Origin of the sequence: Streptomyces sp. NPDC058221, assembly GCF_042882365.1 — a bacterium.
Classification (GTDB): Bacteria; Actinomycetota; Actinomycetes; order Streptomycetales; family Streptomycetaceae; genus Streptomyces.
Window position 1 is genome coordinate 1 of sequence record NZ_JBHVWF010000076.1, and the last position, 13,377, is coordinate 13,377.

The 13,377-nt window shown below is 72.3% G+C and carries 14 protein-coding genes and 1 pseudogene; 6 read left to right on the forward strand and 9 right to left on the reverse strand.

Translation table 11 applies throughout. The annotated features are described in order from the left end of the window. Nucleotides 1-312 (reverse strand): DUF5997 family protein (locus ACFVW8_RS23080; protein ID WP_389692891.1); only part of this gene is annotated, 312 nt, incomplete at its 3' end. A gap of 58 nt (nucleotides 313-370) precedes the next feature. On the opposite strand from ACFVW8_RS23080, the gene ACFVW8_RS23085 reads away from it, so the two are divergent. The 3 genes from ACFVW8_RS23085 (at nucleotide 371) to ACFVW8_RS23095 (ending at nucleotide 2,714) form a co-directional block, all read left to right on the forward strand. Beyond that, entirely contained in the window at nucleotides 371-1,171 is an 801-nt protein-coding gene (locus ACFVW8_RS23085) for a LysR family substrate-binding domain-containing protein (RefSeq protein ID WP_389692893.1), read from the forward strand. A 149-nt stretch (nucleotides 1,172-1,320) separates the two neighbouring features. Continuing rightward, complete coding sequence (locus tag ACFVW8_RS23090; protein ID WP_389692895.1) at nucleotides 1,321-1,818, forward strand: peptidylprolyl isomerase; 498 nt, start codon at nucleotides 1,321-1,323, stop codon at nucleotides 1,816-1,818. Nucleotides 1,819-1,970: 152 nt separating this feature from the next. Next, the gene (locus ACFVW8_RS23095) at nucleotides 1,971-2,714 is read left to right on the forward strand and encodes a Clp protease N-terminal domain-containing protein (protein ID WP_389692897.1); all 744 of its coding nucleotides are present in this window, start codon (nucleotides 1,971-1,973) and stop codon (nucleotides 2,712-2,714) included. A 161-nt stretch (nucleotides 2,715-2,875) separates the two neighbouring features. Here the strand turns inward: ACFVW8_RS23095 and ACFVW8_RS23100 are convergent, their stop codons facing one another. The 4 genes from ACFVW8_RS23100 to ACFVW8_RS23115 form a co-directional block, all read right to left on the reverse strand. Then, a complete protein-coding gene (locus ACFVW8_RS23100; protein ID WP_389692899.1) occupies nucleotides 2,876-4,051 on the reverse strand; it encodes a serine hydrolase domain-containing protein in 1,176 nt (391 codons plus the stop codon). A gap of 88 nt (nucleotides 4,052-4,139) precedes the next feature. After that, the gene (locus ACFVW8_RS23105; RefSeq protein WP_389692901.1) at nucleotides 4,140-4,715 is read right to left on the reverse strand and encodes a histidine phosphatase family protein; all 576 of its coding nucleotides are present in this window, start codon (nucleotides 4,713-4,715) and stop codon (nucleotides 4,140-4,142) included. Nucleotides 4,716-4,776: 61 nt separating this feature from the next. Beyond that, entirely contained in the window at nucleotides 4,777-5,208 is a 432-nt protein-coding gene (locus ACFVW8_RS23110) for a GNAT family N-acetyltransferase (protein ID WP_389692903.1), read from the reverse strand. A 9-nt stretch (nucleotides 5,209-5,217) separates the two neighbouring features. Next, nucleotides 5,218-6,675, reverse strand: a complete 1,458-nt coding sequence (locus ACFVW8_RS23115; RefSeq protein ID WP_389692905.1) for a PLP-dependent aminotransferase family protein — start codon at nucleotides 6,673-6,675, stop codon at nucleotides 5,218-5,220. Between ACFVW8_RS23115 and ACFVW8_RS23120 the strand changes: the two genes are divergently transcribed. After that, entirely contained in the window at nucleotides 6,674-7,675 is a 1,002-nt protein-coding gene (locus ACFVW8_RS23120) for a DMT family transporter (protein ID WP_389692907.1), read from the forward strand. The genes ACFVW8_RS23115 and ACFVW8_RS23120 overlap by 2 nt on opposite strands. Nucleotides 7,676-7,769: 94 nt before the next feature. After that, on the forward strand, nucleotides 7,770-7,979 hold the full coding sequence (locus ACFVW8_RS23125) for a DUF1918 domain-containing protein (protein WP_389692909.1): 210 nt from the start codon (nucleotides 7,770-7,772) through the stop codon (nucleotides 7,977-7,979). Nucleotides 7,980-8,020: 41 nt separating this feature from the next. On the opposite strand, the gene ACFVW8_RS23130 is transcribed toward ACFVW8_RS23125, so the two are convergent. Continuing rightward, nucleotides 8,021-9,298, reverse strand: a complete 1,278-nt coding sequence (locus ACFVW8_RS23130) for a glycoside hydrolase family 10 protein (protein WP_389692911.1) — start codon at nucleotides 9,296-9,298, stop codon at nucleotides 8,021-8,023. A 187-nt stretch (nucleotides 9,299-9,485) separates the two neighbouring features. On the opposite strand from ACFVW8_RS23130, the gene ACFVW8_RS23135 reads away from it, so the two are divergent. Then, nucleotides 9,486-10,346: a 3-hydroxybutyryl-CoA dehydrogenase gene (locus ACFVW8_RS23135; protein WP_389692914.1), complete on the forward strand. Its 861-nt coding sequence runs from the start codon at nucleotides 9,486-9,488 to the stop codon at nucleotides 10,344-10,346. 86 nt (nucleotides 10,347-10,432) lie between these two features. Here ACFVW8_RS23135 and ACFVW8_RS23140 read toward each other — a convergent pair whose 3' ends face one another. The 3 genes and pseudogenes from ACFVW8_RS23140 to ACFVW8_RS23150 form a co-directional block, all read right to left on the reverse strand. After that, nucleotides 10,433-10,963, reverse strand: coding sequence for an NUDIX domain-containing protein (locus tag ACFVW8_RS23140; protein ID WP_389692916.1), 531 nt, complete (start codon nucleotides 10,961-10,963; stop codon nucleotides 10,433-10,435). Between the two features lie 51 nt (nucleotides 10,964-11,014). Further along, nucleotides 11,015-12,355 carry a transcriptional regulator gene (locus tag ACFVW8_RS23145; protein WP_389692918.1) on the reverse strand — a complete coding sequence of 447 codons (1,341 nt, stop codon included), beginning with the start codon at nucleotides 12,353-12,355 and terminating at the stop codon, nucleotides 11,015-11,017. A 428-nt stretch (nucleotides 12,356-12,783) separates the two neighbouring features. Then, nucleotides 12,784-13,377: pseudogene (locus tag ACFVW8_RS23150) on the reverse strand (phenylalanine--tRNA ligase subunit beta); the annotation flags it as partial.

Genomic DNA, 13,377 nt, shown 5'->3' on the forward strand with positions numbered 1-13,377 from the left:
CTCCTTGCGCAGCCACTCGGGGTCCTCCTGCTTCAGCGCCTCGATCTGCTCCGTGGTGAGGGCCTCCGTGACACCGCCGCGCGCGAGGCCGGAGATGGAGACGCCCAGCTTGGCGGCGACCACCGGCCGGGGGTGCGGCCCGTTGCGCCGCAGTTCCTGCAGCCACTCGGGCGGCTCGGACTGGAGTGCCGCGAGCTCGGTGCGCGAGACGACACCCTCCTGGAACTCTGCGGGGGTGGCCTCGAGGTACACACCCAATTTCTTCGCCGCGGTCGCGGGCTTCATTGTCTGGGTGGTCTGGTGCGACGTCATGGTGCCAAGGGTATCGAGCGTGTGCGCCGCCGCTGACCACGACCGGTAACCTGGCGGGGTGACAGGCTCGGAAGCAACCCCTTCGTTCCGGCTCGCGTACGTCCCGGGGGTGACGCCCACCAAGTGGGTGCGGATCTGGAACGAGCGCCTGCCGGACATCCCCCTCTCCCTTGTCGCGGTGCCCGCCGCCGAGGCGTCGGCCCTGCTGCTCGACGGCGGAGCCGACGCGGGATTCGTACGGCTGCCGGTCGACCGGACGGACCTCAGCGCGATCCCCCTCTACACCGAGGCGACCGTGGTGGTGATCCCCAAGGACCACCTGGTGGCGGCGGTCGACGAGGTCTCCGTCGAGGAGCTGGCCGACGAGATCGTGCTGCATCCGCTCGACGACACCCTCGGCTGGGAGCGGCTGCCGGGCCGGCCCGCGATCGAGCGCCCCGCCACGACGACGGACGCGATCGAGCTGGTGGCGGCAGGGGTGGGCGTTCTCGCTGTCCCGCAGTCCCTCGCCCGTCTGCACCACCGCAAGGACCTCACGTACCGGCCGCTGTCGGGCGCCCCCGAGTCGCGCATCGCGTTGTCGTGGCCGGAGGAAAGGACCACGGACCTGGTGGAGGACTTCATCGGGATCGTCCGGGGCCGGACGGTGAACAGCACCCGGGGCCGCAGTACGGCGCCCGCGGAGAAGCCGAAGCGCAAGGCGCCGGAGACCGGTGGTGCCCGGCGCAAGCCGGCGGCCGGTGCGGGATCGGGGAAGGGTGCCCGGGGCGGTTCCGGTGGCGCGAAGGGGGCCAAGGGCTCCCGGGGTGCCAAGGGCGCTGCGGGAGCCAAGCGCGGAAAGCCCCGCCGCCGGCCGTAGCGGCACGGTTGCGACTGTGCCGTGCGGGGACGGTGCCGCTGTCGTGTTCGCCCCGCGCGTCCACCACATGCGCCCGCCCCGTCACCCGTGAGCGGTGTTTCGTCGCGCCCGCCCGTCGGGCCCGTGCGGCCGGATGTCAGGATGGTTCCATGACGAGCAAGGTTTACTTCGACATCACCATCAACGACGAGCCCGCCGGGCGGATCGTCTTCAATCTGTTCGACGACGTCGTGCCCAAGACCGCCGAGAACTTCCGCCAGCTGGCGACCGGCGAGCACGGCTTCGGCTACAAGGGTTCGTCCTTCCACCGCGTCATCCCCGCGTTCATGCTGCAGGGCGGCGACTTCACCCGCGGTGACGGCACCGGCGGCAAGAGCATCTACGGCGCGAAGTTCGACGACGAGAACTTCAAGCTGGCGCACACCAAGCCGGGCCTGCTCTCCATGGCGAACAGCGGCCCCAACTCCAACGGTTCGCAGTTCTTCATCACGACCGTCGTGACGTCGTGGCTGGACGGCAAGCACGTGGTGTTCGGCGAGGTCGCCGACCAGGAGAGCCTGGACCTGGTCACCAAGATCGAGGGGCTCGGCTCGCAGAGCGGCCGCACCTCGGCGAAGGTCACCATCGCCGACTCCGGGGTCCTCTGACCCGATCCGCTCGCGGAACAGCCGACGGAACGCGTCGGCCGACGGATATCGTCGGCCGGCGCGTTCCGTCGTGTCCGGGGGGCTTCCTCGGCCGACCGGGCGAGTGTCAACGGAAGGTTGACAGTGCGAGACTGTCAACCTAAGGTTGACACATGACGAATCCAGTGGGCATGACGCATCCGGTCCGTCTCGACGACCTCATCGACGCCATCAAGAAAGTCCACCCCGACGCCCTCGACCAGCTCCAGGACGCCGTCATCGCCGCCGACCACCTCGGCGACGTGGCAGACCACCTGATCGGACACTTCGTGGACCAGGCACGGCGCTCCGGCGCCTCCTGGACGGATATCGGCAAGAGCATGGGGGTGACCCGGCAGGCGGCGCAGAAGCGGTTCGTCGCCAAGGACCCCGGCGAGCCGACCGAGCTCGACCCCAGCCAGGGTTTCGGCCGCTTCACCTCGCGCGCGAAGAACGTCGTGATGTCCGCGCAGAACGAGGCGCGCGCCGCGGGCAACAGCGAGATCGGCACCGAGCACATCGTGCTCGGGCTGCTCATCGAGCCGGAAGCGCTGGCAGGGGCGTTCATCAAGGCGCAGGGCGTACCCCTGGACACGGTCCGCCAGGCCGCCACCGCGGCGCTGCCCGCCGCCTCCGAGGGACAGCTGCCCGAACTCCTCCCGTACAACGCCGATGCCCGCAAGGTGCTGGAGCTCACCTTCCGCGAGGCGCTTCGGATGGGGCACAACTACATCGGCACCGAGCACATCCTGCTCGCCCTGCTGGAGCACGAGGACGGCGCGGGCCTGCTGACCGGTCTCGGCCTCGACAAGGCGGCCGCGGAGACGGCGATCACCGAGGCGCTCACACTCATCGTCGCCGAACGCGAGAAGGGCTGACCGGGCCGGCAGGCCTCCGGTCCGAGGACAAAGCACCACGGCGCGGCTCCGGTACGGGGCGCACACTCCGTACCGGCCGCACCGGCGGTACCCGGATCGGGCATCGGCAACCGAAGGCGAGCGCCTGGCCGGTGACCGCGCCGCGACGGGCCCGCCGGCCGTCACAGCGACGCGTACACCGCCTCGACCAGCGCCATCTTGCGCGGGTCGTCGGCCACATGCGGGCCCATCCGGTTCATGACATATCCCAGGGCGATCCCGGCCTCCGGGTCGGCCAGTCCGCACGAACCGCCCGCGCCGTCGTGACCGAAGGCCCGTGGGTTGGGACCGTACGAGCCGTCGGCGCCGCTCAGCCACAGACCGAGCGCGATCTCCGTGTCATGGCCGAATCCCGCCCCGAGCACCAGGTCGCGGCAGAGCCCCTGACCCTCACGGGCCCGTTCGGCAGCCTTCTCGGAGAGGATCCGCCGGCCGTCGAAGCTGCCCCGGCCGGCAAAGACGCCGTACAGCGCGGCGACCGCGCGGGCCGTGCCGTGGCCGTTGGCCGCGGGGATCTCGGCTGCCCGCCACTGCGGGGTGTTGGCGGCGGCCGCGCCGGTGGGCGGATTGAGCAGCGAGGCGACGGCGACCGGCTCCATCTGCGCGAAGAGCGCCGCCTGCCGGGCCCGGTCCGCCCTCGGGATGTCGAGTTCGGCGGCGCGCGGCGCCTCCTCCGCGGGGAGGCCGATGGTGAAGTCGATGGCGAGCGGACCGGTCACTTCCCGCCGGAGGAACTCCCCCGGCAGCAGACCGCTGACCCGCCGGACCACCTCACCGACCAGGAAGCCGTAGGTGAACGCGTGATAGCCGGACCGGGTGCCGGGCTCCCACCACGGCTCGGTCGCCGCCAGCCTGGCACAGGTCAGCTCCCAGTCGTAGAGCTCGGCCAGGGTCTGCGGCTCGCGGAGCCCTGCCAGTCCCGCGCGGTGGGAGAGCAGATGCCGTACGAGAACGCCTTCCTTGCCGGCCGCCGCGAACTCCGGCCAGTACGCGGCGACCGGGGCATCCAGGTCCAGCAGGCCGCGGTCGGCGAGGATATGGGCGCAGAGCGCGGTCGGTCCCTTGGTGGTGGACCAGACGTTGACCAGGCTGTCCTGTTCCCAGGCGCGGGTGCGGGCGCGGTCCGCCCAGCCTCCCCAGAGATCGGCCACGGGCTGCCCGTCGACCAGGACGGTGACGGCGGCGCCCAGTTCGCCGCGCTCGCGGAAATTCTCCTCGAACGCGTCGCGTACGGCGGCGAAGCGCTCGTCGCAACGACCGTGGATCGGCGGCACGGTGGCCTCCCTCGCCTGGGGCATGCCTGATCGGACTCGGATCAGGACAACATACCGACTGGTCGGACCGGCGGGAAGGGATGGTGTGCCACGATCCCGCGGGCGCCGCGCCTCAGCGCGCTCCGGTTTCGAGGCGGAGGCTCCAGCGGCGGGGCAGACCGGTCAGCGTGACGGTGGAGAGGGGACGGACGTCGACGTTCCAGTACGCCGAGGGCGGCGCCCTCAGCGCGTAGACGAGGGCGGCCCGCACGACGGCCGGTTCGGCGACGGCGACGATCGACCCCTCGCAGGCGGGGCGGGTGTCCAGCCAGCCTCCTATCCGGGAGATGAACGCGAGCAGCGGTTCGCCGCCGTGCGGCGCGGACCGCGGATCCGCGAGCCAGGCGTCCACGGCCGCCGGTTCGCGTGCGGTGACGTCGGCAAGGGTGCAGCCGCGCCACCGCCCCATGTCGCAGTCGCGCAGGGCGGGCTGGACCAGCGGGGCGAAGCCGAGTGCGTCCCCGGTGGCGCGGCTGCGGGGCGTCGGCGAGCAGTACCGCAGCTCGGCCGCCCCCAGGGACACCAGTGCCGGGGCGGCGAACTGCACCTCCTGCCAGCCGGCCTCGTCGAGCGGCCGGTCGTCGTCGAAGCGCTCCCCGAGCAGGGACGAGCTGCGCGCCGCGGCGACGAGTGTGACTCGAACACTCATGGGCGTGATCGTGGAGCCGATCGCCCCGCAGGTCAAGAGCGCGGCCGCAAGCGCTTCCGACTCAGCCGAGCTGGAGGGACATCCACTTGGCCGGGCTTTCCAGCGGCTTGAAACCGACCTTCTCGTACACTCCGTGGGCGTCCTCCGTGGCGAGCAGGAGCCGCTGGATGCCCGCATCGGCGAGGTGGTCGCGCGCCGCGGTGACCATTCCTGCGCCGAGTCCGTGGCCGCGGGCTGCGCGGTCGACGTACACATCGCAGAGCCAGCCGAAGGTGGCGAGGTCGGTCACCACCCGGGCGTACCCGGCCTGTTCGCCCGAAACGACATCGTAGGCGCCGAAGTTGAGCGAGCCGGCGATGGCCAGATCCTGGCGTTCCCTGGTCCGGCCGAGCGCCCAGTAAGCGTCGGTGGAGAGCCAGTTGTGAATCCTCGACGCGTCCAGCCGGGAGGGGTCGGACGATATCTCGTAACGCTGCTGGGGAGTTTCGGTCATGCCCGGAGACTAGCTCGCGGCGCAGCCGATGGCGCCTCCCCAGGCCGTACGCAGCCGTCGCACCCCCTCGGCGATCTCGGCCGTTCCGGATACGGCCGCATAGCTCAGCCGGACCTGGGGCGCCGGTGGTTCGGCGCAGAAATACGGCCGCCCGGGGGCGACGGCGACACCGGCGCGCAGGGCCGCCGAGACCATGGCGGACTCATCGGTTCCGGCCCCGGTGCCGGGCAGTCCCACCCAGAGGCTGCCGCCGCCCGCCGGGATGTGCGGGAGCGCGAGAGCGGGCAGCTCCCGGCGCAGCGCTGCCACCATCGCGGTGCGGCGGGCCCGCAACTCTGCGGAAAGGGAGCGCAGATGGCGGCTCCAGGCCGGGGTGCCGACGAATTCGAGTGCGGCCTCCTGGAGCGGCCGGGGAACGAAGAAGCTGTCGACGACCTGGATGGCACGCAGCCGTTCGAACACCGGGCCACGAGCGGCGAGGGCGCCCACCCTGAGGCTGGGTGACGTCACCTTGGTGAGGGAACACACGTGGACGACGACTCCGTCGGGGTCGTCGGCGGCCAGCGGCCGGGGCAGCGGTCCGGCGTCGTCGTGGACGAGCCGGCGGGCGAAGTCGTCCTCGACGACGAACGCCCCGGCCTCCCTGGCGATCCGGACGACCTCGGTGCGGCGGGCGGGGGCGAGGACTGCGCCCGTCGGGTTCTGGAACAGCGGCTGACAGACGAGGACCCGGGCGCCGGTGGCCCGGAAGGCGGCGGCGAGCAGCTCCGGTCGCACCCCGTCGGTGTCGGCCGGGACCGGCACGGGCCGCAGCCCGGTGGCCCGCGCGACCGCCAGCATGCCCGGGTAGGTGGGTGATTCGACGAGCACCGGCGCGCCGGGCTGGGCGAGCGCCCGCAGCGCGGTGGCCAGGGCGCTCTGGCCACCGGCGGTGATCAGTACGTCGGCGGCGGTGAGCGCGGGGCCGACCTCGCGGGCGAACCAGGCGCGCAGTTCGGTCAGCCCTTCGGTGGGCGGGCGGCCCCAGGCGCCGGGGCGGCGGCCGGCCCGGGCGAGTGCGGCGGCGAGGGCGCGCTCGGGCTGCAGCGAGCTGTGGAGGTAGCCGCCGTTGAACTCGACGACGCCCGTGGCCGGAGCGGCCAGGGTGGCCAGGACTCCTGACGCGTCGACCGTGCGGGGCACCACCTCGGGGCCGCCGTCGCCGCTCAGCGACACCTCCTGCCACGAGGTGTCACCGGACGGCGGCGCCTCGGGGCCGGGCTGTGCCCGGAACGCGCCGGATCCTGGGCGGGTGACGACCAGCCCTTCCGCGGCGAGCTGTGCGACGGCCCGCGAGACGGTCACGGGACTCGCCCGGAAGCGCTCAACCAGAGCACGGCTGGACGGCAGCTTCTCGCCTGGTGAGTAGCGGTCCAGTTCATCCCGGAGGGAACTGACCAGATCAGCCACACTGCTACGCTCATGCATGAAGTCAGAGGATAGCGCTACTCCCAGCAGCACAATAGCGGTCGGCCCCACCGTGGACGGACCGGCCCGCACCACCCCGGCGGCCCCGGGGCCGGACCCGGCCGACGGCGGTCCCGGGTCCGGGGCGACGGGACGGGGCGGAACGCTGCTCGCCGGACTCGGCGTGGTCGCCTTCTCCCTGACGTTCCCCTCCACCGCGTGGGGGCTGGAGAGCTTCGGCCCCTGGTCCCTGGTGGCGCTGCGCAGCCTGCTGGCCGCCGTGATCGCGGGCAGCGTGCTCCTCGCAGGCCGGGTGCGGGTGCCCGAGCGGCGGCACTGGGCCGGACTGGCGGTCGTGGCGGGCGGCGTGGTGGTGGGCTTCCCGCTGCTGACCACCCTCGCGCTGCAGACATCGACGACCTCGCACGCGGCCGTGGTGGTGGGGCTGCTGCCGCTGACCACGGCGGTGTTCGCATCCGTACGTACGGGCTCGCGCCCGTCCCGTGCGTTCTGGACCGCGGCGCTCACCGGGGCGGCCGTGGTGATCGTCTTCACCGTGCTGCAGAGCGGCGGCGCGCTCTCCGCCGGGGACCTGTATCTGTTCGCCGCCCTGCTGGTGTGCGCGGCGGGCTACACCGAGGGCGGCAGGCTGGCGAGGGCCATGCCGGGCTGGCAGGTGATCGGCTGGGCGCTGATCCTGACCCTGCCGCTCGCCGTGGCGGGCGCCGCGGTCGCGCTGCCGTCCGAGCCGGTGCGGCTGACCGCACACGGGGTGATCGGCCTGGTCTGGGTGGCGGCGGGCTCGACCTTCCTCGGGCTCTACGTCTGGTACCGGGGCATGGCGGAGATCGGGGTGGCGCGGGCCAGCCAGCTCCAGCTCGCGCAGCCGCTGCTGACGCTGGTCTGGTCGTTCCTCCTGCTCGGCGAGGAGGTCTCGCCTTCCGCACCGGTGGCGGCGGTCGCGGTACTCGTCTGCATCGCGGCCACCCAGCGCACGGGCGGTGCAGGACGCGGCCGGTGACCGGCGGGACAGCGGCCGCTCCCACCGGGGCGAAGCCGCCGTCCAGACATAGACTTGTCGACATGGACCGCCACCCATGAGGAGGTCACCCCCGATGGAGGCACACACGGGCGACCGGCTGGTGACGCACGGCAGGACCGTGGGTCACCAGGACCGGGTCGCAGAGATCGTCGAAGTGCTCGGGGACGGGGGCACTCCCCCGTACCGGGTCCGATTCGACGACGGACACGAACACCTCCTGGCACCCGGCCCCGACAGCGTCGTACGCCACGACGCCGCCCCGCACCGGGCCCCGGGACCGTAGAGCCGCGCCACCGGCCCGCGCCGTACGGCACACCCGGCAGGTCAGCCGGGCGGACGCACCCGCGACCGGTAGTGGTCGGCCACCAGCCGCGACATGGCACCGATCCGGTCCGCGACCACCCCGTTCCCCGAGAAGTAGGCGTGGCCGCGGGCCTGGTCGTATCCGGCGGCGAGGTCGACATGCCGGGAGAGTTCCGCCGGGTCCTGCCAGGCCGCGGGCTGGGCGGGGTCGCCGCACTTGTAGAGCGCCTCACCGATGAAGAGATCGACGCCCGTGCCCCGGACCACCTCGTTCCACCAGGGCAGCAGCACGGCGTAGTCGGCGTCGGCGAAGCCGATGTTCCAGTAGAGCTGCGGGCAGATGTAGTCGATCCAGCCCTTCTCGACCCAGCCGCGGGTGTCGGCGTACAGATCGTCATAGGTCTGCACCTGAGCCGCGGTCCGCGAACCGAGCGGGTCGGTCGAGGCGTTGCGCCACACACCGAACGGGCTGATGCCGAACCGGACGCCGGGTTTGACCGCCTTGATCCGCCGTCCGGCCTCCTGCACCAGCTTGTCGGTGTTGGATCGCCGCCAGGCGGCTTTGTCCGCGAACCCCGCACCGTGCTTCGCGTAGGTGGCGTCGTCCGTGAACGACTCCCCGGCCACCGGGTACGGATAGAAGTAGTCGTCCCAGTGGACCGCGTCGATGTCGTAGCGGCGGACCGCGTCGAGCATCGCGTCCTGGACGAAAGCGCGGACCTCGGGCAGGCCCGGGTCGTAGTAGAGCTTCCCGCCGTAGGGCAGGGCCCAGTCGGGGTGCAGCCTCGCGGGATGGGTGGCGGCCAGCCGGGAGCGGTCGGTGTGGTTGGCGATCCGGTACGGGTTGAACCAGGCGTGCAGTTCGAGACCTCGGCTGTGCGCCTCCCGCACGGCGGTGCCCAGCGGGTCCCACCCCGGGTCCCTGCCCTGGACGCCGGTGAGGCACTGGGCCCACGGCTCGTAGGGCGAGGGCCACAGCGCGTCGGCGGACGGCCGGACCTGGAGGATCACCGCGTTCAGCCGCCGGTCGACGGCCTCGTCGAGGTAGGCGATCAGCTCGGCCTGCTGTGCGGCGGCGGACAGCCCCGGTTCCGAGGGCCAGTCGAGGTTCTCGACGGTCGCCACCCACATGCCGCGCAGCTCGCGCCGCGGCACGTCCCGGGGGCCCGGTCCCCGGTGCACGCGGACCTCGCCGCGCGGGTCGGCGGTGGCACCCCCGGCACCGGCGGCCGAGGCCACCACCATGGCCACCGTCCCGGCCGCACCGGCCACAAAGCCCCTTCTGGCGATTTGCCGCATTCCTCCGCACCTGCCGTCTCTGGGTAGTCGTCGGATCCCCGGAATCCTGGGGCAGTCCTGAGCATGCCCGCCCCGGCCCACGATCTCCGGGAGGGCGCGGAGTAACGTCGTGGGGTCGAGGCGGAGCCCGGAACCGAACGGAAGCCGCCGCACGGAGAACAGCGAAAGGCACGAGGTGACGGACTCTATGGCGGACATCGCACGCGTCGGGGTGGTGGGCTGCGGCCAGATGGGTGCAGGCATCGCGGAGGTGTGTGCCCGCAGCGGCCTCGAGGTCAGAGTGGCCGAGACCACCGGCGAGGCGCTGGAGATCGGCCGCACCCGGCTGTACAACTCCCTCTCGAAGGCCGCCGAACGCGGCAAGATCACCGAGGAGGAGCGCGACGAGACCCTCGGCCGCCTCAGCTTCACCACCGACCTCGGAGAGTTCGCCGACCGCGATCTCGTCATCGAGGCCGTCGTGGAGAACGAGCAGGTCAAGACCGAGATCTTCCAGGTGCTCGACCAGGTGGTGACCCGGCAGGACGCGATCCTCGCCTCCAACACCTCCTCGATCCCGCTGGTGAAGCTGGCCGTCGCCACCTCACGCCCCGACCGGGTCATCGGCATCCACTTCTTCAACCCGGCCCCGGTGCAGAAGCTCGTCGAGCTGATCCCCGCGCTGACCACGTCGGACGAGACGGTCAAGCGCGCCGAGGCCGTCGTGCAGGACATACTCGGCAAGCACCCGATCCGCGCCCAGGACCGCTCCGGCTTCGTCGTCAACGCGCTGCTGATCCCGTACCTGCTCTCCGCGATCCGGATGTTCGAGTCGGGTATCGCCAGCCGCGAGGACATCGACAACGGCATGGAGATGGGCTGCGCCCACCCGATGGGCCCGCTCAAGCTCGCCGACCTGATCGGCCTGGACACCGTGGCCTCGGTCGCCGACTCGATGTACGCCGAGTACAAGGAGCCGCTGTACGCCGCTCCCCCGCTGCTCCAGCGGATGGTGGACGCGGGCCGGCTCGGCCGCAAGACGGGCTCGGGCTTCTACCCGTACGCCTGACACGGCACGCCTCCGGGTGGGAGGGCCGATGACGTTTCGGCCCCTCCCACCCGCACGGACCGGCCCTCCGGCCCGGTGCCGTTCGCTCAGCCCAGCCGTAAGTGGTGCAGCATCATGAGCCCGGCCGCCATGCCGGCGGCCGGCACCTCGCCGCGCGCGATCATGTCGGGCACCAGCTTGAGCGGTATCCACTCCCGGCGTGAGGACTCGAAGGCGTCGCGGGGGTGGCCTGTCCAGTCGGCTTCCTCGCCCCAGTAGAAGTGGTGCCGGGCGTCGGTGAGCCCGTTGGACGGTTCCACGGTCAGCAGCGGGCGCAGCGGTCCGGGGCGCCAGCCGGTCTCCTCCTCCATCTCCCTGGCGGCCGCGGCGGCGAGCCCCTCACCGTCCTCGACCACACCCGCGGCGATTTCCCAGCCCCAGCTGTCCGTGATGAACCGGTGCCGCCAGAGCAGCAGCACCTCGTTCACCTCGTTGACGACGGTGGCCGCGGCGACAGGGCGGAGCCGGATGACGTAGTGGTCGAGGTGGTCGCCGTCGGGGAGGACGACGTCGGCCAGATTGACCCGGAACCAGCGGTTCTCGTACACAGTCTGTTCGTTCAGGTTCGTCCACTGCACTCTTCTGCCACCTTCTGACTAGTAGGTGGCCATATCGCAGCAGACTGACGCTCACAGCGGTACGCGCAGGGACGCGTCGACGATTTCGGCGGCCCGTTCCGCTTCGGCGCTGCCGCTCGCGACCAGCTGCTCGCGCACCGACCGCAGCCGGTCGCGCAGCCGCTGCGACTCCATGCCCCTGGCCCGTTCCGCCATCTCGGCGGCGGTCACCGCGGCCCGGTCGGCCTCGCCCTGCCGCAGCTCGATCGTGGTCAGCATGGCCAGCCGGTGGACCCGGCCCCGGTCGTGCGCGGGAGTGCGCACGGCCGCGGCCGCATGCTCCCGGGCCGAGGACAGATCCCCGAGCCCGAGCAGCGCCTCGGCCACCTGCACGTTGACCAGCCCCGGCTGGACGTACCCCGTCTCGTCCGGTTCCTGACGGGGCCGGATGCGCTCGGCCTCGGACTCGGCGCGCCGGATGCACGCCAACGCGGCTCCCCTGTCGCCGAGATGGGCGTAGGCCTTGGCCTGCATCGCATGCAGATCGGCCGCCAGCGCGGGAGTGATGTCGCGTCCGGCCGCCCGCAGCGCCGCCTCGGCGAAGGCGACGGACTGCCGGTAGTCGGCCAGGAACAGCGACTGGTTGACGAGCAGCGCGATCACGTAGCCGCCGAGCCCCCGGTCCCCGCTCGCCTTGGCCAGCCGCAGCGCCTGGTGGAAGTAGCGCTGGGCCAGTCCGTGGGCATCGGAGTCGTAGGCGCAGATACCCGCGACGGCCACCAGCCCGCCCGCCGCACGGTGCAGTTGACGCCCCATCGCATCGTTGTAGCCGCCGCGCAGCAGCGGAGCGGTCTCGGCGTTGAGGAAACCGACGATGCGCGAACGCGTCGCGATGCCGCCCGCCTTGCGGTACATCAGTTCGTAGTGGGCGCGGGCGGCACGCAGTGTCGCTATGTCGGCCATGCTGACGCGGGTCGGCCCGGTGCGGGAGACATCGGCGTCCTCCGGCGGGTTCTCCCACTCCCACACCGGCATCACCGCGGTGGTGCCGGTGACGGCCGGAGCGGCGACGACGTGCGGGCGCTGCTGCTCGTCGGAGCGCCACAGCGCGGTGGCCCGTTCGACGAATCCGGTGAGCGAGGCGCCCTGCGCCGGCACGTGGCTGCCTTGGCCGGCCATACCGATGTCGTCGAGCGAGACGGCCCTGCGCAGACGGCTGCCGAGCACTTCGCAGATCAGGTCGGGCACCTGGCCGCGCGGCCGCTGGCCCTTCAGCCAGCGGGCGACCGCGGTGTGTTCGTACCGCAGGCACAGCCCCCGGCCGCGGCCGGCCTGGTTGACGTGTGCCGCGAGCCCGGCCCGGGAGACGCCCGCCTCGTCGATCAGAGCCTCTAGCAGAGTGTTGGGCTCCATTGCCCCCATTGCCCCTCCGGTGGATCGGCACGCCAGGACGTGTCGCCCCAGTGGAGCACGATTCACACGGGGTGTGAACGGAATGCCCGAACCGTCCCGCTGCGCGCTCTGTTGCGCCGGTCCGTGAATCGCTTGACTGGGTCCCTCGCAAGAGGCGGCCGGGTCGTCTGCTCCCCCTCGTACAGCACGGCGACCCGCATCCGCGCCGTCCGCTCTGCCGACCTGCCCGACACTCCGTGGCAGCGCGGGCGGCGCCGGATCGCACGACCCACTGCCCACGGATCGGAGGGTGGCTGCGGGGTCGGCCGGGAACCGGGCTCCCCCGGGTCCGGCCGGGGCCCGCGTGCGGTCCTCCGCCTCCGGGCGAGCACACAGGAGGGGCGTATCCGGTGGCCGGATACGCCCCTCCTCGGTGTGCGGGTGCGCTGTTACGCGCCGCGCAGCACCGCACCCGTGCGCTCGGCGGCCAGCGCCACCGCCGCGTCGCGGGCGGCGCTCGCCTCGTCGACGGTCAGCGTGCGGTCCGCGGCGCGGAACCGCAGCGCGTACGCCAGGGACTTGCGGTCCCCGCCGATCTGCTCACCCGTGAAGACGTCGAACAGCCGCAGCGATTCCAAGAGTTCACCCGCACCCTCGCGGAGCGCCTGCTCCACATCGGCGGCGGGCACGTCCTGGGCGACGACCAGCGCGACGTCCTGGGTGGCCACCGGGAAGGTGGAGATCCGCGGTGCCTGGAGGGCACCGTCGGCGGCCTGCTCCAGGACGTCGAGCTCGACCTCCATGGCGCAGGTGCGCTCGGGCAGGTGGAGCTCCTTGATGACGCGCGGGTGCAGTTCGCCCGCGTGCCCGAAGAGGGTCTCCTCGCCGTTGACCATCACGTACAGCGCGGCGCAGCGGCCCGGGTGCCACGGCGCGTGCTGACCGGCGCGGACGGTGAGTTCGACACCGGCCTCACGGGCGATGGTGCGGGCTGCCTCGACGGAGTCGTCCCAGCCGGCCGGGCGGGCCTTGCCCCACCAGCC